This window comes from Hyphomicrobium nitrativorans NL23 (genome assembly GCF_000503895.1).
Taxonomy (GTDB): Bacteria; Pseudomonadota; Alphaproteobacteria; order Rhizobiales; family Hyphomicrobiaceae; genus Hyphomicrobium_C; species Hyphomicrobium_C nitrativorans.
This window is the reverse complement of sequence record NC_022997.1, coordinates 2,978,800-3,002,687: the sequence shown is the minus strand read 5'-3', so window position 1 is coordinate 3,002,687 and position 23,888 is coordinate 2,978,800. Positions and strand designations below refer to the sequence as shown.

At 64.7% G+C, this 23,888-nt stretch carries 15 protein-coding genes and 1 pseudogene; 4 read left to right on the top strand and 12 right to left on the bottom strand.

What is annotated here, in order from left to right; genetic code table 11:
- Positions 1 to 8: 8 nt before the first annotated feature.
- Complete coding sequence (locus tag W911_RS17500; RefSeq protein ID WP_023788202.1) at positions 9 to 515, bottom strand: DUF892 family protein; 507 nt, start codon at positions 513 to 515, stop codon at positions 9 to 11.
- A 79-nt stretch (positions 516 to 594) separates the two neighbouring features.
- Positions 595 to 1,638 carry an ROK family protein gene (locus W911_RS14020; RefSeq protein ID WP_023788201.1) on the bottom strand — a complete coding sequence of 348 codons (1,044 nt, stop codon included), beginning with the start codon at positions 1,636 to 1,638 and terminating at the stop codon, positions 595 to 597.
- 283 nt (positions 1,639 to 1,921) lie between these two features.
- Here W911_RS14020 and W911_RS14015 point away from each other — a divergent pair, with 283 nt between their 5' ends.
- From W911_RS14015 to W911_RS14005, 3 genes and pseudogenes are all read left to right on the top strand, one after another.
- Positions 1,922 to 3,283 carry an autotransporter outer membrane beta-barrel domain-containing protein gene (locus tag W911_RS14015; protein WP_023788200.1) on the top strand — a complete coding sequence of 454 codons (1,362 nt, stop codon included), beginning with the start codon at positions 1,922 to 1,924 and terminating at the stop codon, positions 3,281 to 3,283.
- Between the two features lie 402 nt (positions 3,284 to 3,685).
- A pseudogene (locus W911_RS14010) lies at positions 3,686 to 8,288 on the top strand (HAMP domain-containing protein).
- A 25-nt stretch (positions 8,289 to 8,313) separates the two neighbouring features.
- Positions 8,314 to 9,459 (top strand): response regulator, encoded by a 1,146-nt coding sequence (locus W911_RS14005; protein WP_023788199.1) that lies wholly within the window; start codon positions 8,314 to 8,316, stop codon positions 9,457 to 9,459.
- A gap of 17 nt (positions 9,460 to 9,476) precedes the next feature.
- Here the strand turns inward: W911_RS14005 and W911_RS14000 are convergent, their stop codons facing one another.
- The 7 genes from W911_RS14000 to W911_RS13970 all read right to left on the bottom strand — a co-directional run bounded on the left by W911_RS14000 (position 9,477) and on the right by W911_RS13970 (position 17,281).
- On the bottom strand, positions 9,477 to 9,929 hold the full coding sequence (locus W911_RS14000; RefSeq protein ID WP_023788198.1) for a PRC-barrel domain-containing protein: 453 nt from the start codon (positions 9,927 to 9,929) through the stop codon (positions 9,477 to 9,479).
- Positions 9,930 to 10,030: 101 nt separating this feature from the next.
- Entirely contained in the window at positions 10,031 to 10,867 is an 837-nt protein-coding gene (locus tag W911_RS13995; protein ID WP_158412869.1) for a matrixin family metalloprotease, read from the bottom strand.
- Between the two features lie 219 nt (positions 10,868 to 11,086).
- Positions 11,087 to 11,914 carry a trehalose-phosphatase gene (gene otsB, locus W911_RS13990; RefSeq protein WP_023788196.1) on the bottom strand — a complete coding sequence of 276 codons (828 nt, stop codon included), beginning with the start codon at positions 11,912 to 11,914 and terminating at the stop codon, positions 11,087 to 11,089.
- A gap of 102 nt (positions 11,915 to 12,016) precedes the next feature.
- Complete coding sequence (locus W911_RS13985; RefSeq protein ID WP_023788195.1) at positions 12,017 to 13,111, bottom strand: carbohydrate kinase family protein; 1,095 nt, start codon at positions 13,109 to 13,111, stop codon at positions 12,017 to 12,019.
- Entirely contained in the window at positions 13,108 to 14,637 is a 1,530-nt protein-coding gene (locus W911_RS13980; protein ID WP_023788194.1) for an alpha,alpha-trehalose-phosphate synthase (UDP-forming), read from the bottom strand. Before W911_RS13980 ends, W911_RS13985 begins: the two co-directional genes overlap by 4 nt.
- Before the next feature lie 87 nt (positions 14,638 to 14,724).
- Positions 14,725 to 16,587: a glycoside hydrolase family 15 protein gene (locus W911_RS13975; protein ID WP_023788193.1), complete on the bottom strand. Its 1,863-nt coding sequence runs from the start codon at positions 16,585 to 16,587 to the stop codon at positions 14,725 to 14,727.
- A 334-nt stretch (positions 16,588 to 16,921) separates the two neighbouring features.
- Positions 16,922 to 17,281, bottom strand: coding sequence for an EF-hand domain-containing protein (locus W911_RS13970; protein WP_023788192.1), 360 nt, complete (start codon positions 17,279 to 17,281; stop codon positions 16,922 to 16,924).
- A gap of 354 nt (positions 17,282 to 17,635) precedes the next feature.
- Between W911_RS13970 and W911_RS13965 the strand changes: the two genes are divergently transcribed.
- Positions 17,636 to 18,151 (top strand): PRC-barrel domain-containing protein, encoded by a 516-nt coding sequence (locus W911_RS13965; protein ID WP_023788191.1) that lies wholly within the window; start codon positions 17,636 to 17,638, stop codon positions 18,149 to 18,151.
- Positions 18,152 to 18,234: 83 nt separating this feature from the next.
- On the opposite strand, the gene lpdA is transcribed toward W911_RS13965, so the two are convergent.
- The 3 genes from lpdA to aceE are packed head-to-tail and all read right to left on the bottom strand — an operon-like array spanning position 18,235 to position 23,688.
- Entirely contained in the window at positions 18,235 to 19,662 is a 1,428-nt protein-coding gene (lpdA, locus tag W911_RS13960; protein ID WP_023788190.1) for a dihydrolipoyl dehydrogenase, read from the bottom strand.
- Positions 19,663 to 19,673: 11 nt separating this feature from the next.
- Entirely contained in the window at positions 19,674 to 20,978 is a 1,305-nt protein-coding gene (locus W911_RS13955) for a 2-oxo acid dehydrogenase subunit E2 (protein WP_023788189.1), read from the bottom strand.
- A 16-nt stretch (positions 20,979 to 20,994) separates the two neighbouring features.
- A complete protein-coding gene (gene aceE / locus W911_RS13950) occupies positions 20,995 to 23,688 on the bottom strand; it encodes a pyruvate dehydrogenase (acetyl-transferring), homodimeric type (protein WP_023788188.1) in 2,694 nt (897 codons plus the stop codon).
- Between the last annotated feature and the right edge of the window lie 200 nt (positions 23,689 to 23,888).

Here is a 23,888-nt window from a genome sequence, read left to right as displayed (position 1 = left end):
GAAGGCGTTCAATGAAGCGCCGCATGTTCCGTATGTGCGATCGCCTCATCGTTCGGATCTTCCGTGTAAGCAAGCTCGGAGAGCGCGCTCGCTTGCACCAACTCCTCGGCGATACTGCGGCGGATGTCGGGGATCACTTCGTCGAGCTGCAATTGCTCGGACCAGCGCAAAAGAGATTCGTAGAGCGTGATCTCGTAACGCTTGAGCGCGAGAAGGGCAGCCGCGCAGCCCTGCGCTCCACCTTCGAGGCGGTTTGCGTTCGCCTCCCAGGCATCCCTGAGAAGCGCAGTCGCCACCCAGGACGCTTCCGCCCGCGGCTCAAGATAAAAGACGGTAAACATGCGCTCGATGCGCAGAACCTGATCTTCCGACTGCCGCAGAATTTGCGAGAGGATCGCGACTAGGCGGACGTCCGCGACGTTGCCAGAAATGAGCGAGCGCGACGCAACGAGCTGACGTTCCGTGTCGTAAATCTGCCGCAGGGTGCGCATGTAGACGCGCTCGAACTTTTGCATGGGTAAGACCTGTTCCGCATTCGCTGATGAGAACAACGCAGGTGCGAAATCGAGGTTCCAGCGGAAAGCAGGACTGGCGCTATTTGCGCTTGCGCCGCGTGGTAAACCGCGCGTTGCCAAGCCCTGTGCCGATGGTGAGCACCGCCCAGCGATCGTAGTCGCTCATAAACGGTAACGCGCTGAGCCCTTGCACGACCGCGTCGTTGTGCATGACGACGGCAGTGTCGTGCTTGCCGATCTCGGGGATGGCGGCTCTGAGGCTCTCTGCAAGATTGAAACTCTTGGTTTCCCAGTTGCCGGGCAGGTTCTGCGCTCCGGTTTCGATGGCGCCGTCGTCGCGAATGAGACCGGGGCAGCCGACACCGATGACAGGCGCGAGCTTGAGTTTGTCCTTCGCCGCAACCTTGATGAGGTCCTGAAGCATGTCGACGAGGCGGTCGACGGCCTCGTCGCGCTTCGTCTTCTCGTCGCCGTGCCGCCAAAGCTCCGATTTCCAGACCTTTGCTTTTTCGAGCGTTTTGGATTTCTTGAGGTTGGTCTCCACCACACCGGCGCGGATGTTCGTGCCGCCGATATCGACCGCGAGAATCCCGTCGAACCCTTCGAGCGTCCAGGCGGGCATGAGGTGGGCCGCGCCCACGAGCCCCGCTTCGTCCGGATGATGCCGGATGAGTTCGAGTTCGATGTCCTTGCCGCTCGCCTTGAGCAGAATCTCGGTGCGTCCCACCGCGAGTGCGCCGACGCGGCTGTCCGAAAAGCCGCCGCCGACGACGATGGCTTCCGTTGCCCGCCAACTCGCGGACTTGAGAAAGCGGCGAATGACGTGATCCAGCTCTTTCGAAAAGGCTTCGATGGCGCTGTGGATCAGGCCGCCCGCCTCCGGGTCGCCCTCCGCAAGCAATGCGTCGAGCTTCTTCTTGCTGATGTCCTCGGTCGCATCTTCGCCGAGCGGATCGGCGCCGAGCTTGCGCAAAGGCTCCCGCCATTCGTCCATGATGGCGGTGAACGCGCTACGGCTCGCACGATCGCCGACGAACCCCTCTTCGTCGCGGATTTCGAGGTTATAGCTGTCCACCTCCACACTGGGCAGGACCTTGGCGCCATGTTGGGTGATGACGGGCAATCGCGGTATCCATGGGAAATTGTGAAGAGGAGGCGGCCCACGGCTTGCCACCGCAGATCCCAGAGCGTGTGTGAAACGCCGATGCCCCGCGGAAAGATCGGGCGGCAGGAAATATTTTTTCGCAAAGTGGACGGCGTGCGAGATCGCAGAGCCAGGCGGAACAGCGTAGCCCTGCGATGCCGCGCCGCAGCATGAGTCATGCTTTCGTCGATTTTGAAGGGCATGGAGCCCCTTGATCGAACGAGGAAAATTCCCCGCAGAAGACAATGAGGCTCCGATGCGGATGACACCGTTTGCGTATCTGTTTAAGCGAGTGACGGCGGCGGCCGTGGTGGCGGGAGTTGCGCTGAACGCCGGTCCTGCTCCTGCGGGCGATGCGGACGGCTGCGAGGCGATCAACCGCGGCGCTCTCGATCTTTCCGTCGCTGCGGGGCGAAGCGGCACACGCGATGCGAACCTCGATCAGGGCGACGCGCTCGCCATCGCCATCTCGACCGAGGCCACGGCCGCGCTTTCCGTCGACAGCGCATCCGACGGTCCCGAAACGCTGCACGCGGGCCCCGCATCGTCCGTTTTGTTCATTGCACCGCGCTCGGGCGACTACGGTTTCCGTGTCTCTGCCGAGAGCGGCTCGGGTGCTCGCCTCCGCGTCACGTGCACATCCGCCGCTCATGCGAGGGCCGAACGCCGCCTCAAGGATCGCCGCAAGGCGTTCCTCGCCGCGCGCGACCCCGATCGCATGCGCATCGACCGCCCACGTAGCGAGTTCAACCCCTTCGGGGAAACGGGCCTGGCCGGCGCGCCGGAAGACGGCCCGCCGCGCGACATCACCGCTTCATTCAGCCTGTCGGAGCTGACGGCCGCGATGAACCCCGATCAGAAGCGCGACCCCGGCATTCTCGATTTCTGGTTCGAGGGGCGGCATCTCCATTACGACACCGTCGACATGAATGCGCGCGACACCGACGGCAATCTGATGGTCATGTATTTCGGCAGCAAATACATGCTGGGGCCTGACATCATGCTGGGCACCCTCGCGCAGTTCGACCAGGCGGTGGAGGGCGCTGGCGTATCGGCGCGGGGCTGGATGGCGGGCCCGTATGTCAGCATCCGCTTCGGCCACGGCATTGTGTTCGATGGACGCGCGGCCTGGGGAACGGCAGACGGTCTCCCGCGGGGGATCATGCTCGATACCGCCACGGCCGACCGCCGCTTGATGCGTGGCACCTTGCGCGGCACGCGCCCCGTCGCGGGCTGGACGTTCTCGCCCAGCGTTGGCCTGTCGTATGCGGACGATACCCCGGAATTTCAGGGCACGTCGATGTCTGGCGCCGTTGCGTCGGGCGGGAGCGGACGTCTCGATTTCCTGCCCGAGGTGAAACGCCGCTTCACGCTCGACAGCGAGACCTACTTGGAGCCCCGCTTCGCGGCCGGCGGCTTTCTCGCCTTCGAGGACTTCTCGGAAATCACTCCCGGAAGCGTAACGGCGCACCCCGATTTGCATTGGAAGGCCGAGGCAGGCGTCGCGCTAGGCAAGAAGGACAGCATGAGCTTCGAGGCCAAAGGCGGCGTCGAGACCGGCGGCCAAACCGGCGCCGATACTTGGTCCGGCAGGCTTCAACTCAACATGCCGCTCGGTAAATAGGGGCGTCACGCAGCGCTGCCCCGTCCTGCGGAAAAGCGGGGAACCTTTTTCCCTCGCGCGCATTACCCCCGGTCTGGGTAGCGTGTGGAGGGAAGCGTGCTTAGTCGAGAGAGCGCGGGCGAAGGAGAAGTCCTGCGCTCGGTTCTTGCTGCATTGAAGGCCCTGGGGAACGGCGACAAATCCATCAGGCTGCCGCAAAGCTGGCCGGGACTGGCGGGCGAAGTCGCGGAAGCGTTCAACGCTGTCGCCGTTGCGGAAGCGCCGCCCGTGTCATCCGGTCCGGCGGCCGGAATGCGGAACGGTACGCGTGTGCGCCCTCTCAAGCCGGCCGGCAACGGCCACGGCGCCGCCGACCGGGCACGCCCGCTCTCGACCGATCAGGCAACGGCGCTCCTGGCAGGTTTGCGCGCCGTGAAGCAGGGCGACGAGACCGCGCGCCTCCCGCTCGACTGGCCGGATCTCGCCGGCCGCATCGCCGAGACATTCAACGACGTCGTTCAATTGAACGGCGAACTCCATAAAGAACTCAAGCGTCTCAGCCGTGTTGCGGGCAAGGAAGGCCGGTTGAAGGAACGCGCCCGTCCCGTCGCCGCGACCGGGTTCTGGATGTCGTCGATCGAATCCGTGAACGCCTTGGTCGAGGACCTCGTCCGCCCGACGCGGGAAGTCGCGCGTGTGATCGGCGCTGTCGCACAGGGCGATCTCACGAAATCGATGGCGCTCGAAGTGGACGGCCGTCCGCTCGAAGGCGAATCGCTGCGCACCGCGCGCACGATCAACACCATGGTCGATCAGCTCCGCTCGTTCGCCGCCGAGGTGACGCGCGTGGCGCGCGAGGTGGGCACGGAGGGCAAGCTCGGCGGCCAGGCCGACGTGCAGGGCGTGTCGGGCACATGGCGCGATCTCACCGATAGCGTGAACTCGATGGCCGGCAATCTGACGGCCCAGGTCCGCAACATTGCCGAGGTGACGACGGCGGTGGCCCGCGGCGATCTTTCGAAGAAGATCACGGTCGACGTGAAGGGCGAACTCCTGGAGCTGAAGAGCACCATCAACACGATGGTCGATCAGCTCTCGTCGTTCGCCTCCGAGGTGACGCGCGTGGCGCGCGAGGTGGGCACGGAAGGCAAGCTCGGCGGCGAGGCCGACGTGCAAGGCGTCTCTGGAACCTGGCGCGACCTCACCGAGAACGTGAACCTGATGGCCGGCAACCTCACGGCCCAGGTCCGCAACATCGCCGACGTGACCACGGCGGTGGCCCGCGGCGATCTTTCGAAGAAGATCACGGTCGACGTGAAGGGCGAGCTGCTCGAACTCAAGAGCACCATCAACACGATGGTGGATCAGCTCTCGTCGTTCGCCTCCGAGGTGACGCGCGTGGCGCGCGAGGTCGGCACGGAAGGAAAGCTCGGCGGCCAGGCCGACGTGCAGGGCGTCGCCGGAACGTGGAAGGATCTCACCGACAGCGTCAACTCGATGGCCGGAAACCTGACCGGCCAGGTGCGCAACATCGCCGAGGTGACGACGGCGGTGGCCCGCGGCGATCTCTCGAAGAAGATCACCGTCGACGTGAAGGGCGAAATTTTGGAGCTGAAGAACACCATCAACACGATGGTGGATCAGCTCTCGTCGTTTGCATCGGAGGTGACGCGCGTCGCGCGCGAGGTGGGGACGGACGGCAAGCTCGGCGGCCAGGCGGCCGTGCCGGGCGTGGCTGGAACGTGGAAAACGCTGACCGATAGCGTGAACTCCATGGCCGGAAACCTGACCGACCAGGTGCGCAACATCGCCGACGTGACGACGGCGGTCGCGCGCGGCGACCTGTCGAAGAAGATCACGGTCGACGTCAAGGGCGAGATCCTGGAGCTAAAGGCGACCATCAACACGATGGTGGACCAGCTTCGCTCGTTCGCTGCCGAGGTGACGCGCGTCGCGCGCGAGGTCGGCACCGAAGGCAAGCTTGGCGGCCAGGCCGACGTGCCGGGCGTCGCCGGGACGTGGAAGACGCTGACCGACAGCGTGAACTCGATGGCCGGCAACCTAACCGATCAGGTGCGCAACATCGCAGACGTGACGACGGCGGTCGCCATGGGTGATCTCTCGAAAAAGATCACGGTCGACGTGAAAAGGCGAGATCCTCGAACTCAAGGGCACCATCAACACGATGGTGGACCAGCTCCGCTCGTTCGCGGCCGAGGTGACGCGCGTCGCGCGCGAGGTGGGCACCGAGGGCAAGCTCGGCGGTCAGGCCGACGTGCAGGGCGTCGCAGGAACGTGGCGCGACCTGACCGAAAACGTGAACTCGATGGCCGGCAACCTGACCGACCAGGTGCGTAACATTGCCGAAGTGACGAAGGCCGTGGCTGCGGGCGACCTGTCGCGCAAGATCACCGTCGATGTAAAGGGCGAGATCCTGGAGCTGAAGGCCACCATCAACACGATGGTGGATCAGCTCCGCTCGTTCGCGGCCGAGGTGACGCGCGTGGCGCGCGAGGTGGGCACCGAAGGCAAGCTCGGCGGCCAGGCGGACGTGCCAGGTGTCGCGGGCACATGGAAAGATCTCACCGACAGTGTGAACTCGATGGCCGGCAACCTGACGGCCCAGGTGCGCGGCATTGCGCGCGTCGTGACCGCGGTCGCGACCGGCGATCTGAAACACAAGCTGACCGTGGAAGCGAAGGGCGAGATCGCATCGCTCGCGGACACCATCAACAGCATGACCGAGACGCTCGCCATCTTCGCCGATCAGGTGACGACGGTTGCGCGCGAGGTGGGTGTCGAAGGCCAGCTCGGCGGTCAGGCCAAGGTCCCGGGTGCGGCGGGCACGTGGAAGGCGCTGACCGAGAACGTGAACCAGCTCGCGGCCAATCTCACAACGCAGGTGCGCGCCATCGCGGAAGTCGCCACCGCCGTGACCAAGGGCGACCTCACGCGTTCGATCGCTGTCGGCGCCGAAGGCGAGGTGGCCGCCCTCAAGGATACGATCAACGAGATGATCCGCAATCTGCGCGACACGACGCAGAAGAACAACGAGCAGAACTGGCTGAAGACGAACCTCGCCAAATTCTCGCGAATGCTGCAAGGGCAGGAGGATCTCAACGCGGTTGGCCAGATGATCCTCTCGGATCTGGCGCCCGTCGTCGGCGCCCATCAGGCCGAGATCTATGTTTACGGCGGCGCGGCGGGCCGACCTTATCTGAAGCTGCTTGCAAGTTACGCGGCGGATGGGGAGCGGACCCACGGCAAAGTCGTGGAGCTGGGCGCAGGCCTCGTCGGCCAGTGCGCGCAGGACAAGCGGCGCATCATGCTGGAGGACGTCTGCTCGGGGCCCATCCGCATCGCGACCGGCCTTATCGAAGCCCCGCCCGTCAATGTTCTCGTATTGCCCATCGTCTTCGAAGGCGCGGTGAAGGGCGTGCTGGAGCTTGCCTCACTCGAACGCTTCAACTCCGTGCATCACGACTTTCTGGATCAGCTCACCGAAAGCATCGGCCTCGTCATCAACACGATCGAGGCCAACATGCGCACGGAGGATCTGCTGGCTCAGTCTCAGTCGCTCGCCAAGGAGCTTCAGCAGACCAACGCCGAGTTGCAGGAAAAGGCCCGCCTTCTCGCCTACCAGAACCAGGAGGTGGAACGGAAGAACACGGAGGTGGAGCAGGCCCGCCAGGACTTGGAGGAAAAGGCCGATCAGCTTGCGCGGACATCGAAATACAAGTCGGAGTTCCTGGCCAACATGTCCCACGAGCTCCGCACGCCGCTCAACAGCCTGCTGATCCTCTCCGACCAGCTCTGCCAGAACCGGGACGGCAATCTCACCGAGCGTCAGGTCGAGTTCTCGAAAACGATCCACGCCTCGGGCAACGATCTTCTCACCCTCATCAACGACATCCTCGACCTCGCAAAGATCGAATCTGGAACCGTGGCCGTGGACGTGGTCGAGCTGCGCTTCGACGACCTGTACCATTACGTGAACCGGACGTTCCGCCACATCGCGGAGCAGAAAAATCTCGACTTCGAGGTGAGCATCGATCCGCGCTTGCCCGCAACAGTGGTGACGGACGCAAAACGCTTGCAGCAGATCTTGCAGAACCTGCTCTCGAACGCGTTCAAGTTCACGAAGCAAGGCGAGGTGGCGCTCACTGTCGAGCTTGCGGAAGAGGGATGGCATCCCGACACGGTCGAACTCTCGCAGGCCCCCGCCGTCGTCGCCTTCGTCGTGAGCGATACGGGCATCGGCATTTCGGAGGACAAGCAAGGCATCATCTTCGAAGCGTTTCAGCAGGCGGACGGCTCCACCAGCCGCAAGTACGGCGGAACAGGGCTCGGACTTGCGATCAGCCGCGAGCTGTCGCGCCTGCTCGGCGGCGAGATCCGGCTCGTCTCGTCGCTCGGGCAAGGGTCGAGCTTCGCGCTCTACTTGCCTCTCAATTACGCACCGCCCCGCGCAACGCGCCGCCCGTCGGCCGGAACCGCAGCGCTGGATGCGGACGGTGACGGTGCGGACGAGACCGCAGGCGCCGGCAGCCGCGATCCGGCCGCGCGCCGTCGCGGAGAGAAGGCCGAGATGACGTCGGTCTCGCGATATCTCACGCCGCCGCGAGAGATCTCTGCCGCATTGACGACGGCGCTCACGGGAAAGAAAGTTCTCATCGTGGATGATGACGCGCGGAATATTTTCGCGCTTGCCGCTGTTCTGGAAGATCATGGTATGGACGTGCTGTCGGCGGGAAGCGGGCGCGACGCACTGAAGATCATGTCGGAAAGCCCCGGATTGGACATCGTTCTGATGGACATCATGATGCCGGATATGGATGGCATGGCCACGATCCGTGCGGCTCGGGAAATTCCAGCCTGTCAGGATCTTCCGATCATCGCCGTGACGGCCAAGGCGCTGAAGGGGGATCGGGAGCGCTGCATAGAGGCCGGAGCCTGGGATTATCTCGCCAAACCTGTCGATGCCAGCCACCTGCTGACCGTCATGCAGTCGTGGCTCTACCGCTGACCGGAGACTGACGAAGGTCGCCACCATGAGCAATCCCGTGCCCGCAGATATTCTGATCGTTGACGATCTCCCGGAGAAGCATCTCGTCTATCGCGCGAGCCTGGAGGAATTGAACCAGAACGTCGTGACGGTCACGTCGGGCGAGGAGGCGCTGCGGCTGCTGCTCGAACGGGAGTTCGCCGTCATTCTGCTCGACGTGAACATGCCGGGCATGGGCGGACATGAGACGGCAGCGCTGATCCGCCAGCGCCGCAAGTCGCGCCACACGCCGATCATCTTCATCACCGCCTTCGCCGACGACGTGCAGGCCGCCGAAGGCTATGCGCTGGGCGCGGTGGACTACATCCTCTCCCCCGTGGTGCCGGAGATCCTGCGCGCGAAGGTCAAGGTTTTTGTCGATCTCCACACGATGCGCAGCGAGCTGGCCCGCTCGCACGCGCTGCTCGAAGAGCGCGTCGAGGAGCGCACGGCCGAGCTCGAACGTACCGCCGAGGTTCTGAAAGTCGAGGTGAAGGAGCGCAAACGCGCAGAAGAACGCCTGTCGATCCTCGTCAGCGAACTGACGCACCGCGTGAAGAACCTGCTCGCGGTGCTTCAATCGATCACGAGCCGGACGCTGAGCGACAGCCGCGATGTGGCGGAAGCTCGCGGAATTCTGCTGGGGCGCCTGCACGCGCTGGCGCACGCGCACGAGCTTCTGACGGAAGCCTGTTGGAAGGGTGCGGGTCTCGCCGATATCGTCGATGCGGAAGTGGCTGGATTTTCGGATCGTGTGCAGGCGGCTGGCCCCGAGGTGTTCCTCACCGCATCTGCCGTGCAGACGTTCGCACTCGTGGTCCATGAACTCGCAACCAACGCCGCAAAATACGGTGCACTCGTCACGACCGAGGGAAGCATCCGAATTTGGTGGGACATCATCGACGACGCGGACGGCGAGCGTCATCTCGTGTTTCGATGGAAGGAAACCGGGGGGCCGCTCGTCGTGCCTGCAACCCGGAAGGGCTTCGGGCTGACGCTGATCGACACGCTGGCCAGCACGCTGACGTCGGAGCCGAAAGTGGATTTCGCGCACGATGGCTTGGCCTGCGCGCTGAAGGTGCCGCTTAACATCATCGCTGTCGAAGAGGCATCGGATTTCGTGCTGCCGATGAAAAAAGTCGCCGCAAATTGAGTGAGTGCGGCGCCGCGTCAGGGAAGGCGCTGATCGGGCGGCAGCGGGCTCGCGAGCGGATCGTGCGTTGCGGCTTGGGCGATGGCCTCGCGTGACAGCGAAGTCTGCACCGTTATCCGGTCGCCGTCACCGGCCGCGATCACGAGATGACGCAGCGCGATGGGCACCGACCGCTCTCCGATCCCGAGGAACCCCCCGATCCCGACGAGCACGGCGGCGACTTTCCCGTCTGGCTCGATGACGATGTCGTTCACGATGCCGACCGACTGATTGAGCGCCGTCGTCACCGTCTGCCCTATGAGTTGGCTGGCGCGCCATGCGCCTTGAACGGGCGTCCCCGGCTGCGCGGATTGCGCCTCGGGAGGCGGCGCATCGGCGGGGCCCGGCGGCACCTGAGCCAGCACAGGAGAAAACGCGAGGGTGGCCATGAGCGGCAATGAAGCCAGGCCGAGCGGTTTGATGAGGGTCATGGGTGACCTCTACGGACGATCGGATGGAGCGTGGCCGATGACGGCGGCTGACGAGGGTTCGGAGAGAAAACGGGCTTGACCGTACGATGGTTCCGGCCGGATCAGCGGGCTTCGGCCGAACGCTCGCGTTCGCCGAGACCGAACGTCCGCTCGCGAGGCGGACCCTGATCCCTCACGGGCGATGAAAGCGCAGCCGAGCCCGAGGCATCGGCCGGCGGAATGGGCGCGGGCTGCCGCGTGCCCTTGCGCCCGTAGAGCGCATGCACCCCTGCCACGTCCCCCGCGGTGAGCGTGCGCCCGTCTTCGACGTAGCGGAAGCTCATGAGCTGGCCTTGCGGGCTCGGATGGTCGAGCCCGATGGCGTGCCCGATCTCGTGCGCCATCGTGAAGCGCAAATCGTAGACGTCGAGATTGCCGTCGAAACCGATCTTCCAAGGTTGGTTGGGGTTGAGGCAGATCAGCGACTGGCGGATAGACCCCACCCCGCGCTCAGAACCCGCCTTGAGCGCGACGTTCGTGAAGGCCCGGCCGCGGTCCTTCGCGTCGGCGCCGATGAGGATGCCGGCTTCCACGACCGGCACTTCCTTGAACACGACGTTCGCGGCCTCTTGCCAAAGCGCGAACGCAGCCCGTGTCTCCTCGCGAAAGGCAGTGAGATCGATGCGCGAGTGGTTGAGTGCGGCTTCCGGCGGCAGCATGGAATCGCAGTTGCGCGCGTCTGGGAAATCCTTGGGCTCGGTGAGGAAGGCGTAGGTGATCGTTGCGGGGAGACCTTCCGCCGGCGCGGTCCAGCGCACGGTGCGCCCTTCGAGTTCGAGCAGCCGGAATTCCTTGCCGGACGCTCGGTCACCCGCATGAGCGCCGAGCGCACCGAGCCCGGCCGCCAGCCCGAGACCGGCCGCCAGCGTTGCGCACGCTGCGGAAACGCTTCTCCTCAAATGAACTCCCTCGAACGCCGTAGAGACCCCGGCAAGCATTCGGGATAGCGCTTGCCCATGCAAGCTGTCTAGGCGCGCCCGGCGCGGGGGTCAATTGCGTGGGGCCGCGCAGCGGCGCCGCACCTGTTGACCGGGGCCGAAGTGTCACAGGGAAAATGCGGCGCTGACTGGGCTCTTGGCGTTTTTCGCGCGCGGAACGTGCAAAAAACCGCGCACCCTCTACGAAAGCGAGTGGAGCTTTCCCGCGGCTGGCAAGCGATGCGACAGTTGGTCGAGCCAGCACATCACCGCGCTCGGACCCGGAAAATCGGCGATATCCGGGGGATGGTGCTCGCCCGCTACGCGCAGGCCGAACCCCTTCAACCCCTCGGCGACGGCGAAAGCGGGTTCGTCCCCCACGTCGTCGCCGATCATGATGGGGATGCGATTGCGGAAAGCCGGCAGCGTGGCGAGCTTCGCCAGTGCCGTGCCCTTGGAGAGGCCCGACGGGACCACCTCGAAGATTTTCTTGCCGGGCACCAGTTCGAGCGCGCCCGCGTGCCGCTCGATTGCAGCGGTGAGGGCGGCCAGAATTTCGCGCTCGGCATCCGGCGCCAGGCGATAGTGCAGCGCAAGCCCGCCGCCTTTCGGCTCGGCGATCACGCCTGGAATATCGAGCGCGAGCTTGCGCATCGTCTGGATGATCTCGTCGGGAAGGCCCGCAGTAACGCGCTCGATTTCCAGGTCCGGGTCAAGGCGCATCTCCGCGCCGTGCACGCCGGCCGCGGCAAGCCGCAAGGGCGAAAGCAGATGGTCGATGTCCGAGATGAGTCGGCCCGTGACGATCGCCATCGCACCGTCGAGCCCAAGCGCGAGCCGCTGCAAAAGTGCAATGAGACCGTCCGGGACGATCACGGCTTCGGGCGTATCGGCGAGTTCGATGAGCGTGCCGTCCACGTCGAGAAAGAGGGCGTACCGTCCGGGGTTCGAGAGCACGAAATCGGTGCACGCAGCGAGCCGAGACGTCGCCTCTGGAATTCTGTCGGTAGCCGTCGATCTTTGCTTCAAAGCCTGCTCCGTAACCGTGTTGGAGGCGTTCTGCCAGAGGCCCTGCGTTGCGGGCCTATGCGGTGGGGACTGATAAGGCAGATGCGCGAAGAGCGTGAGCTTTCATAGTCTCCAGCTTATCACATTTGGAGTCCCAATCTTTCCATCGAGGGCTGCCTCGATTTCGCGGCGCGCCATGAGGCCGGTCGTCGTATCGACGTGGCCAAGCACCGCCGCAGCGTTCAGCGTCGCGGCCTGCAGCGCACGGTCAGGCGCGCTGCCGATGGCGGTTTCGGCCGTGAAAGTGGACGCGAAAGCATCGCCCGCGCCCGCCGTTCCGAGCACCGTCACCTCCCGCGCCGGACAGTGATAAAGCCCTCCACGGGAGGCTGCGAACGCACCGTTCTGCCCGTCGGTGACCAGAATAGTGCCGACGCCCCGCCCGAGCAGCGCACGCATGAAGGCGGTGAGGGGCACTTTGCGACCTTCATGCCGGAGCCCTCGTACGGCGAGCGCGGGCGGCGCCATCCCCTCCGGAAACGCCAGCGGTGCCGCATCCTTCGTCTCGTCCCTTTCCAGCATCGAAACGACTTCGTCCGCTTCGCGCCGGTTGAGCGAGAGAACGTCCAGCGCCGGTAGCGTGCCCTGAAAAGCGCCCGCGTGCGCGTGCAGTTGGCGGATGCCGGGATTGACCGCAATCAGCGCGCGCGCCTTCTGCGCTTTCTCGACAATGATCGGGAAGCAACGTGCTGCCTGATCGGAGAGGTTCGCGATATAGACGAGATCGACGGCGAAGGCTTCGTCAGCCAGATCGTCCGGCACCAGCAGCGTGTTGGCGCCGCGGAACGTGAACACGGCGGCGTTCCGGTCATGGGAGGAAACGTGCACCGAAGCCCCGGTCGGTGCGCGGGGATCGCGCAGCGCCCATCGGTGCGAGATATCGTCTCTGTCGAGGGCGGCGATGATCAGCTCTGCGCGGCCGTCGGCCCCGAGCTTGATCAGGACGGACGTATCGAGCCCGAGCCGCGCAAACGCAATCGCCGCGTTGATGCCGCCGCCGCCCGCGTGCGTCGAGACTTCGAGCGCTTCCGTTTTTCCGCCTTCTTCGAGCAGCAGGAACGACGTCCCGGCGTTCAACATGGTCATGCGCTCGATACCGGCGTTCTCGATGATCGCGATGGTATCCACCATCGCGCCGCCGATCGTGAGCGCTTTCATGACCGCCCGCCCGGGCGCTTTCGTGCGGCGGCCTTGAGGTCAGCCTCGGGCTTCGCGTCGGCATCGTTCGCGGGCGGACCCGAAGAACGGCGCGCGGCCTCGGCAAGTTTGGCAAGCGCCGCATGAATGGGCGTGCTGGCCGAGATCCGCGCCGTCGACCGCTCTTCGGCGGCCGCTTCGAGCGTTGCCAGGAACGACGCCGACCACACGGCCGAATCGTACGTGCGAATGACGCTCATCAGCCGCTCGTAGCGGGCGATGCGCTCTGCCTTGTCCATTTCGAGGGCCTGCTTGATGGCGTCGGCCATTTCTTCGACGTTGTAGGGGTTGACGATGATCGCATCCACGAGCTGTTCGGCAGCGCCTGCGAAACGCGAAAGGATCGGAACGCCTGGGTCGTCCGGAGCCTGCGCCGCGACGTACTCCTTGGCGACGAGGTTCATGCCGTCCCGCAGCGGTGTGAAGAAGCCGATGCGCGACGCGCGATAGATGTCGCGCAGCCGGTCGCGTGGCGCAGAGCGATGAATGTAGTGGATCGGGACCCAATCGAGTTCTCCGAACATGCCGTTGATTTTTCCGGAGAGTGCTTCGAGCGTCTGGCGGATGTCGGTGTAGGCTTCCACGCTTTCGCGCGTCGGCGGTGCGATCTGGGTGAGCACCACTTTGCGGAGATATGCGGGATACTTTTCGAGAAAACGGCCGAACGCGCGCAGCTTTTGTGGAAGACCCTTGGTGTAATCGAGCCTGTCGACCCCGATGATCCTTTGAGCGTCGGACGGCGACTGCACGAGATTGCGGACGGGCGTCGCCCCCATGAAATCCCGCGCATCGATGCCGACGGGAAAGCGGTGGATGGAAAGCCGCTGGTCGAATGCGAGAACGCGCCCGTCCTGTAGGATTCGCCCTTGCCCGCTGTCCTTGAAGACCTGGATCAGGTTCGAAACATCCGCTTCCGTCTGCAGTCCGACGAGGTCGTAGGCGGCGAGCGCTTGCGCCAGGTCGGCATATTCAGGAATTGCGAGGAAGGTCTGTGGGGGCGGGACCGGAATATGCAGATAGAACCCGATCGGATTTTCGATGCCGAGCCTGCGCAACTCCACCGCGAGGGGGATCAGATGATAATCGTGCACCCACACGATGTCGTCGGGCTGGATGAGAGAAGCGAGCGCCGCCGCGAAGCGTTTGTTGACGCCCGTGTAGCGCGGGTAGAATCCGGCATCGAAGTGCGCGAGGTCGAGCCGGTTGTGAAACACCGGCCACAGCACCGAGTTGGAATAACCGAGATAGTAGTCGCGATGTTCCTCGGCGGTCAGTGGGAGCGTCGCGAGCGCGCTTTGCCCCGCCGCTTTGCGAACCTTGACGTCGGAAAGAGCCGTGTCGCCGTCTTCGACCACCTTGCCGTTCCAGCCGAACCATAAACCCGGCCGGGCCTTGAGAAGATCGGCGATGGCGACGGCCACGCCGCCCGCTTGGGTGGCGCGTCTCAGCTCCATCACGCGATTGGACACGACGACGATGCGGCTCAAGGTTTGCCTCCGCGCAGCCCGCAAACACGCGTCAGCGGCGGCTCAAATTGCCATCGCAGGGTGCGAAAAACGAATTGCTGTCCTGGATCAAACGCTTGAGGTCGCCCCAGGTTCCGGTGCGGCATCGCGCGGCCACGCGTCCGCCCAATTACGAGAGAGGTTCATGCAGGAGTTGACGATGCCCGCCATCGAGTAGGTCTGCGGCAGGTTGCCCCAGAGTTGGCCCGTCTCGGGGTGAATGTCCTCGGATAAAATACCGAAGGCATTGCGCCGCGAGAGAAGCTCATCCAGCAGCACCCGCGCCTCGTCCACGCGCCCCGCGGCGGTGAGCGCATCGATGTACCAGAACTGACACGCGAGGAACGACGTCTCCGGCGCGCCGAAGTCGTCGTTGGTGTAGCGGAGCATGAAGCCGTTGCGGCCAAGCTCGCGCCCGATCACATCCAGCGTCTTCGTGAAGCGCGGATCCTTCGGCGAGATCAGTCCGAGTTCCGGAAGCAGCAACACGCTGGCGTCGAGCTCGTCCAGATCGAGAGCGCCCGCAAATGCGCCGAGTTTCTCGCTCCAGCCGCGCGTCAGGATCTCGCGCCGCACGCGGTCCGCCTGCGTCCGCCATTGATCGGCGTCGCCCGGCAAGCCCAGCAGCGCCGCGATCCGCGCGAGCCGGTCGAGCGCGACCCAGCACATGGTCGCCGAGTGGGTGTGAATGCGCGAGCGCCCGCGATACTCCCAGATACCCGCATCCGGCTCCAGGAAAACGCGGAGCGCATGGTGTCCGAGAGTTTCGAGGCGGCGGTAGAGCGCCTCGTCGCCCATGCGCGGCAGACGTTGGTCGATGAACATCTGCGACACGCCGAGAATGATGCTCCCGCACGAGTCGTGTTGGATCTGCTCGGCCGCCTGGTTGCCGACGCGCACCGGACCCATACCGAGAAAGCCGGCGAGATTTTCGGCCACGCTCTCCGTCAGCGGCTGATCGTGCACGATGCCGTACACCGGGCGCAGCGCACCTTTGGAATCGATGGCGAGCGTCGTGATGTAGTCGAGGTACGATTCCATCGTCTGCGTCGCACCGAGCCGGTTGAGCGCCATGATGACGAAATAGGCATCCCGGAGCCAGCAATAGCGGTAGTCCCAGTTGCGCTGGGTGAACGGGGCCTCGGGGACAGACGTCGTGTGCGCCGCCACGATGGCGCCCGTCTCGTCGAAATTGCAGAGCTGAAGCGTGATCGCCGCGCGAATGACGTCGCTCTGCCAATCGAGCGGGACCGCAAGCCCGCGGACCCAGCCGAGCCAATACTCGCGCGTGCGCTCCAGCGCTTCGCGGGAGACGGTGTCGGCTGCGGCTTCGAGCGACTCGTCCGGCCCGAACACGAGCGTGACCGGCCGAGCGAGCGCGAATGAGGTCTCGTGCACGATGTAGGAGAGCGGTGCGTCCGTCGTGAGCCTCAGCGTAATCTCGCCGCCGCTGTAGCGGATATGGTTGGAGCCCACCACTTGCGCGGCGCGTGGTTCGCCGTAGTTAAAGGTCGGACGCACGCGAAGCTTTACGCGTGGAAGCCCGATCGGCTCGATGCGGCGGATCACTTGTGCGGGGTGCAGCATCCGCTCGAAGCGGGGATAGCGCGGTGCGAAGTCGATGATGCGCACGCCGTTTCCGGCATCGTCCTCGATGACGGTTTCGACGATGGCGGTGTTGCGCAAATAGGCCGACCGGGTGCGCACCGCACCTTCGACCACGACATCCGTAAAGCCTTTTTCCTCGTCGCCCGCGAGCATGCGCGAGAAGACGGGATCGCCGTCGAAACGCGGGAAGCACCACCACACGATGCGGGTAGACCGATCGAGCAGGGCGGCAATGCGGCCGTTGCCGATGATCGCATAATCGAGCGGTTGAGGCGCTTGCGTGTTGGCGATCATCGAGACCTGATGATGAGATTGAGACGGCATATCCACGTGGTGACACGCTCCCCAAGCGGGTTTGCTTCGGGAGCAGGAACACGCCTTGCCCGGCCGAAAAGCGGTTGAGGTCTTTGCGGTGGTTCTTCGCCCCTGCTCCTGGCGCGGGGCGCCGCCGCGTGTGGCCGACGGTCACGGTCGTCACGGACGCACCCCGACGGGACGCCGAAAAACATAATGACCATCATCATCGATATGACAACCGGATTATGGCGACCGTTCGAACGGGATGCCGGACAGATGCAGTGCGGATAAGGGCAGGGGGAACCGGAAAAGAAAAGTCGCCGCAGGCCCGGAGACCCGCGGCGAACGCTCGAAACCGAGCTTAGTACTGGCTGGGTGCACCCTCGGGTGCGGGCAGGGTGTCGCTGCCCTGGACGCCTTCGCCGGCGCCGGTCGCGGAGCTGTCGTGAATGAGCCCCTGGTCGCACGCAGCCATGAACTCCGTGCTTGAGAGAGAACCGTCGCCATCCGTGTCGGCAGCGGAAAAGTTGGAAACGTAGCGGTCGGCATCTGCGGCCGACAAGGAACCGGAGCCCGCGGCATCGGCGCGGTTCCAGATGGTCTGACACTCAGCCTGAGACAGTTGCATTTCCGCGTCCGCTGGCGCATCGACCTGCGCGAACGCGGTGCCTCCAGTGGCGATAAGGAGCGCCGCTATGCTTGCAGTGCACAGCTTTTTCATCGTGTCCTCCTTGTTCGTTTTCTGGATACCCGAGGCGTGAGCAATGACGCACGAACGCCCCGACCGAGACGTAACGGGCACGCCGCGCAGGGGTTCCGGATACGGGCGGCACAAAGGAATGGGACGCGCGTTAATCACGCGAAGATACGCAGCGGGAAGGCGCGCGTATGTGGGCGTGGCGTCGCGCAGAAACGGAAGAACCCGAGGAACTTAAGCCCTGCGCCGACGTTTGCGACACAGGCAGGTTATCGCCCGCCGCATGCACGAAAATCGTGATGCGCCGCACTCAGAGTGCGCCACACGGTGGACCGTGCGGCATCTCCCAAAAGCATAATTCAACAAGGAGAGTATTCCATGAAATCGAAGCTGCTGATGTCCGCTATTGCCATGCCCGCGGCTCTTGCGCTCGGCACCTCTGCGTTCGCGCAGGACACCACCCCGCCTCCCGCAGCCGCGCCGCCAGCCGCCGAGCGGATGGAAACAACCCCTGCGCCGACGACCGTGACGCCTGCGCCGGGTGCTGCCGCTGAAACGACAGCCACGGGCGCGTTCGCAACCGCCCAATCGGCTGACGAGTGGCGTTCGTCGCGTCTGGTCGGCACGGCCGTCTACAACGAAGCCAACGAGCGCGTCGGCGACATCAGCGAGCTGGTCCTCGACGATAACGGTCAGATCGAGCACGTTGTGATCGGCGTCGGCGGGTTCCTCGGGATCGGCGAAAAGCTCGTCGCAGTGTCCTTCAAGGACCTCAACATCGCCCGCGAGGAAAACGGCAACGCTCGCGTGACGATGAACACGACGAAGGAAGCGCTCCAGAACGCCCCCGATTACAAGTATCACACCACGGGTGGCATGGGCACGAGCGACTAAGCTGATAAGCGGAGCATCCGCACGTCAGCCGAGAGGGAGCGAGCGATCGCTCCCTCTTTTCCGTTTGCGCATCTCGACGATCATCAGCGCTTCCGAGCGGGAGGCAGATCCGTGCACACGCCTTCGAACACCTCGGCCGCCATCCCGATCGATTCCGACAGCGTCGGATGCGGGTGAATGGTCTTTCCGATATCGACCGCATCTGCACCCATCTCGATCGCAAGCGCAATCTCGCCGATGAGATCGCCTGCGTGCGCGCCGACGATCCCGCCGCCGATCACGCGCTTGGTCTCGGGATCGAACAGAAGCTTCGTGAAGCCTTCGTCACGGCCCATGGCGATAGCGCGCCCAGACGCCGCCCACGGAAACACAGCCTTGCCGAACGGCAAACCCTGCGCCTTGAGCGCGTCCTCCGTTTTGCCCGTCCAGGCGATCTCGGGGTCCGTATAGGCGACGGAAGGGATCTGCGGTGCGTCGAAATACGCGGGCTTTTCGGCTGCGGCTTCTGCCGCAACGTGCCCCTCGTGCACGGCTTTGTGCGCGAGCATTGGCTCTTTGGCGATGTCGCCGATAGCGAAGATGTGCGGAATGTTGGTGCGCATCTGGCGGTCCACCGGCACGAAACCGCGCTCGTCGAGGGCAAGGCCCGCGCGCTCTGCGCCGATCCGCCGACCGTTCGGCGTCCGCCCCACAGCGACCAGAACGAGATCGTAGATCTCCGCACGCTCCGGCGCGTTGTCGCCCTCGAACCGCACGTGAAGACCGTCGCGCTTGGCGTTCGCGCCCGCGACTTTCGTCTGGCGCATAATTCGGCCGAGGCGTGGCCCGTTGTGCTTCTCCCAGATGCGCACGAGATCGCGGTCGGCGCCTGCCATCAGCCCGTCCAGCATTTCCACGACATCGACGGACGCGCCGAGCGCCGCGTAGATGGTTGCCATTTCGAGCCCGATAATGCCGCCGCCGATCACGAGCATCCGCTTCGGGACGAGCGGCAAGGCGAGCGCGCCTGTAGAATCCACGATGCGCGGATCGTCCGGCAGGAACGGCAGTGAGGCGGCTTCCGACCCGGCCGCGACGATGGCGCTCTCGAAACGCACGACGGCCGTGCCGCCCTCGGCCAGCGTCACCTCGAAGTGCCTCGCATCGCGAAAAACGCCGCGTCCCCGGATCACGTCCACGTGTCGGGCCTTCGCCAGGCCCGCAAGTCCGCTCGTGAGCTTCCCGATGACGGCGTCCTTATGGGCGCGGAGCTTTTCGAGGTCGATCCTGGGCGTGTCGAAGCCGATCCCATGCTCGCGAAACGCGTCCGCCTGGGAAATCAGCGATGCTACGTGCAAGAGCGCCTTCGAGGGAATGCAACCGACGTTGAGGCAGACGCCTCCGAGAACGCGGTCGCGCTCGATCAACACGGTCTTAAGGCCGAGATCGGCAGCGCGGAAGGCGGCCGAATAGCCGCCCGGCCCCGCGCCGAGCACGGCCACATCGCAGGTGATGAGATCTCCCTCGGCCATGCCGCTCTCCCTCACAGCACCAACTGGCGCACGTCTTCCAGGATCACCGCGAGACGCCGCGTGAACTGCGCCGCCTCCGCGCCGTCGATCACCCGATGATCGTAGCTAAGCATCAGCGGCAGCATGAGGCGCGGCAGGAACTGTTCGCCATCCCACTTCGGCGTCATCTCGGCGCGCACCACGCCGAGGATCGCGACCTCCGGCGCATTGATGATGGGCGTGAAGGAGGTGCCGCCGATGCCGCCCAGGCTCGAAATGGAGAACGTGCCGCCCTGGATGTCCTGAGGTGCGATCTTGCCCAAGCGCATCCGCTCCGACATCGTGCCGATCTCTTGCGAAAGCTCGACGATCCCCTTGCGGTCCACATCCCGTATGACGGGCACGACGAGACCATCGGGCGTGTCGACGGCAATGCCGAGATGATAATAGTGCTTGAGGATCAGGGTCTCTTTGTCCGGCGCAAGCGAGGCGTTGAACGCCGGGAATTCCTTGAGCGCGACTACGCAGGCTTTCATGATGAAGGCAAGCAGCGTCACGCGGTAGCCTTTCTCCTTCGCCGCCGTGTCGAGAGACTTTCGATAGGCTTCGAGGTCGGTAATGTCGGCCTGATCCGCGTGCGTAACGTGGGGAATGTTGAGCCAGGCGCGGTGGAGGTGTGGACCGCCGAGGCGCTTGAGGCGGGACAGCGGCCGGTTCTCGACTGGGCCATACTTCGTGAAGTCCTGAGGAGGAATCTCGGGAATTCCGGCTCCGCCGCCGCCCGCACCGCCGAGCGCGCGCTTCACGTCGTCCTTTGTGATGCGCCCCTTTTCGCCCGTGCCTTTGAGCTTGGTGAGGTCGATGTCGAGTTCGCGCGCAAGACGCCGCACGGAAGGGCTTGCATGCACTCCGCCGAAGTCCGAGCCAAGCGGCAAAGGTACGCGTGTCCCGCTTTCGACGTCGCCCTGCGGCTCGCGCGACGTTGGCGACGTCGCTTCGCCGTCGGAATCGACGGAAGACGGAGATGACTTAGCCTCTGCCGTCTCCGTCTCCGTCTTCTTTTCGGCCTCGGCCGTCTCGCCGGCATCTCCGGAAGCGCCCTGCGAGGCAAGCCGCACGATCGGCGATCCCTCGCTCACCTTGTCGCCGACCTTCACGAGCACTTCCGAAATTTCGCCGTCTTCAGGCGCCGGAACCTCCATCGCCGCCTTGTCGCTTTCGAGCGTGATCAGCGGATCGTCACGGCGCACGGCATCGCCCGCCTTCACATGCACCTCGATGACCGGCACGTCCTTGTAGTCGCCGATGTCGGGAACTTTGACCTCGATGGCGGACATGCTGGGTTCCTGATGTTCAAGCGCGCGCGGGATCTGGCTTGTCGGGATCGATCCCGTAGCGGGCGATGGCCTCGACAACCTTAGATGAGGGAAGCTTGTTGTCGTCGGCCAGCGCCTTGAGCGCCGCAACGGCAACGAAATGCCGGTCCACTTCGAAATGGTGACGTAGCCGCTCGCGCGTGTCGGAGCGTCCGAAGCCATCGGTGCCGAGCACCTGATACGGTCCGCGCACGAAGGGGCGGATCTGGTCGGCAAAAAGCTTCATGTAATCGGTCGAGGCGACGGCAGGCGCATCGCCCCGCGACGCGAGGCATTGTGTGACGTAGGGCACGCGCGGCGTCTCGGCGGGATGCAGCATGTTCCAGCGCTCGACTTCAAGCGCTTCGCGGCGAAGCTCGGTGAAGCTCGTGACGCTCCACACGTCGGCCGCGACGCCGAAATCCTCTTCGAGCAGTTCCGCGCCCGCAATCACTTCGTTGAGGATCGATCCGCTTCCCATGAGCTGCACGCGAGGGCGTGCGTTCGTTGTGGGCTCGTTTGAGGCACGCAACAGATACATGCCGCGCACGATGCCTTCTTCCGCGCCGTCCGGCATCGCGGGCTGCGCGTAGTTCTCGTTCAGCGCGGTGATGTAATAGAAAACGTCCTCCTGGTTTCCGAGCATGCGTTCGAGCCCCTTGTGCACGATCACCGCAAGCTCGTAGCCGAACGCGGGATCGTACGAGAGGCAGTTCGGAATGGTGGACGAAAGGATGTGGCTGTGCCCGTCCTGGTGCTGCAAGCCTTCGCCGTTGAGGGTCGTCCGCCCGCTCGTGCCGCCGATCAGGAAGCCGCGCGCGCGGCAATCGCCCGCCGCCCACGCGAGATCGCCGATGCGCTGGAAGCCGAACATCGAATAATAGATGAAGAACGGCACCATCGGCACGTCGGACGACGAGTAGGAGGTGGCCGCCGCGATCCAGGACGCCATGCCGCCCGCCTCGCTGATGCCCTCTTGCAGGATCTGCCCGTCCTTGTCCTCCTTGTAGAACATGAGCTGGTCGGCATCTTCCGGCCGGTAGAGCTGTCCCACCTGGCTGTAGATGCCGAACGTGCGGAACATGCCCTCCATGCCGAAGGTGCGGCTCTCGTCGGGTACGATCGGCACGATGTGCCGTCCGAGCGCCTTGTCGCGCAGAAGCTTGGTGAGAAGCTGCACGAACACCATCGTGGTCGAGATTTCGCGCTCGCCCGAGCCCGCAAGCTGAGCATCGAAGAGCGAGAGCGGAGGCGCGGAGATGTCGAACGACGTCTTGGTGCGGCGCTGGGGCAGCGGCCCGCCGAGCACCGCGCGCCGGTCCTTGAGATAAGCGAGTTCCGAGCTGCCCTCGGCGAACTTGAGGAACGGCAACGCCTCCACCTGGTCGTCCGCAACCGTCACCTTGAAGCGGTCGCGGAATGCGACGAGCGCGTCGAGCCCCATCTTCTTCTGCTGGTGCGCGATCATCTGCCCTTCGCCGGCGGCTCCCATGCCGTAGCCCTTCACGGTCTTGGCGAGGATCACGGTCGGCTGGCCCGTATGCGCCACAGCCTCCGCATAGGCGGCATAGACCTTGTTCGGATCGTGCCCGCCGCGCGTGAGCGACCAGATCTGTTCGTCGGACCAATCGGCGACGAGCGCGGCCGTTTCCGGATAGCGCCCGAAGAAGTTCTTGCGGATGTACGCGCCGTCCTTGGACTTGAAGTCCTGGTATGCGCCGTCGGTACACTCCTCCATCAACTGGCGCAGCCGCCCCGATGTATCGCGCGCCAGCAGCGGGTCCCAGTTCGAGCCCCACACCACCTTGATGACATTCCAGCCCGCGCCGCGGAACACGCCTTCAAGCTCCTGGATGATCTTCCCGTTGCCGCGGACGGGTCCGTCGAGCCGCTGCAGATTGCAGTTGATGACGAAGATCAGGTTGTCGAGCTTTTCGCGCCCGCCAAGCGAGATCGCGCCGAGGCTCTCCGGCTCGTCCATCTCGCCGTCGCCGCAAAACACCCACACGTGCCGGTTGGACGTATCCGCAAGCCCGCGGTCGTGAAGGTATTTCAGGAAGCGGGCCTGATAGATCGCCATGATCGGCCCGAGGCCCATCGAGACGGTGGGGAACTGCCAGAACTCCGGCATCAGCCAGGGGTGCGGATACGACGGAAGCCCATGCCCGCTCGTCTCGCGGCGGAAGTTGACGAGTTGGTCTTCGGTCAGCCGCCCTTCGAGGAAGGCGCGCGCATAGATGCCGGGCGATGAGTGCCCCTGCACGAACACGAGATCCCCGCCGTGCTCGGCGGAAGGCGCGTGCCAGAAATGCGTAAAGCCCGTATCGTAAAGCGTCGCGGCTGACTGGAAGCTCGCGATATGCCCGCCGAGCCCGGCGTGGTCCATGTTCGCGCGCACGACCATCGCGAGCGCGTTCCAGCGGATGGCTGAGCGAATGCGCCCTTCGATCTCCCGGTCGCCGGGATGTGCGGCCTGCTTATGCGGCGGGATGGTGTTGATGTAGGCGGTGTTGGCTGCGAACGGCACGGCCGCGCCCTGCCGCCTGGCCATGTCGACGGCGCGTCCGAGCAGGTGATCGGCCCGCGCGCTCCCCTCGAACGCCATGACGGACGAAACCGCGTCCATCCATTCGCGGGCTTCCGGATCGTCCGGCTCGCGGCCATCGTGAATTTCGAGAACGGTCCTGGTCATGAGGGCTCCGCTGTCTCAGATTCGCGCGTAGACAGAGCATACTATGTCCGTCGCCGAAATGGCTCCGAGATTCCACATGGGAGCTGTGACACGCGTGTGAAAGAGCACGAGGCGTGAACGCGGGTCCTGGGCTGCCGGTTGCGGTCCAGGCGGCCAGGGCGATGTGGGTGAAGCGCGCAGTCTACGGCCGAGCGATCTGA

Bases quoted from the DNA above. Each gene is read 5' to 3' on its own strand.
- W911_RS17500 (WP_023788202.1), bottom strand. From the start codon at position 515: ATGCAAAAGTTCGAGCGCGTCTACATGCGCACCCTGCGGCAGATTTAC.
- W911_RS14015 (WP_023788200.1), top strand. From the start codon at position 1,922: ATGACACCGTTTGCGTATCTGTTTAAGCGAGTGACGGCGGCGGCCGTG.
- W911_RS14005 (WP_023788199.1), top strand. From the start codon at position 8,314: ATGAGCAATCCCGTGCCCGCAGATATTCTGATCGTTGACGATCTCCCG.
- W911_RS14000 (WP_023788198.1), bottom strand. From the start codon at position 9,929: ATGACCCTCATCAAACCGCTCGGCCTGGCTTCATTGCCGCTCATGGCC.
- W911_RS13985 (WP_023788195.1), bottom strand. From the start codon at position 13,111: ATGAAAGCGCTCACGATCGGCGGCGCGATGGTGGATACCATCGCGATC.
- W911_RS13975 (WP_023788193.1), bottom strand. From the start codon at position 16,587: ATGCCGTCTCAATCTCATCATCAGGTCTCGATGATCGCCAACACGCAA.
- W911_RS13970 (WP_023788192.1), bottom strand. From the start codon at position 17,281: ATGAAAAAGCTGTGCACTGCAAGCATAGCGGCGCTCCTTATCGCCACT.
- W911_RS13965 (WP_023788191.1), top strand. From the start codon at position 17,636: ATGAAATCGAAGCTGCTGATGTCCGCTATTGCCATGCCCGCGGCTCTT.
- lpdA (WP_023788190.1), bottom strand. From the start codon at position 19,662: ATGGCCGAGGGAGATCTCATCACCTGCGATGTGGCCGTGCTCGGCGCG.
- W911_RS13955 (WP_023788189.1), bottom strand. From the start codon at position 20,978: ATGTCCGCCATCGAGGTCAAAGTTCCCGACATCGGCGACTACAAGGAC.
- aceE (WP_023788188.1), bottom strand. From the start codon at position 23,688: ATGACCAGGACCGTTCTCGAAATTCACGATGGCCGCGAGCCGGACGAT.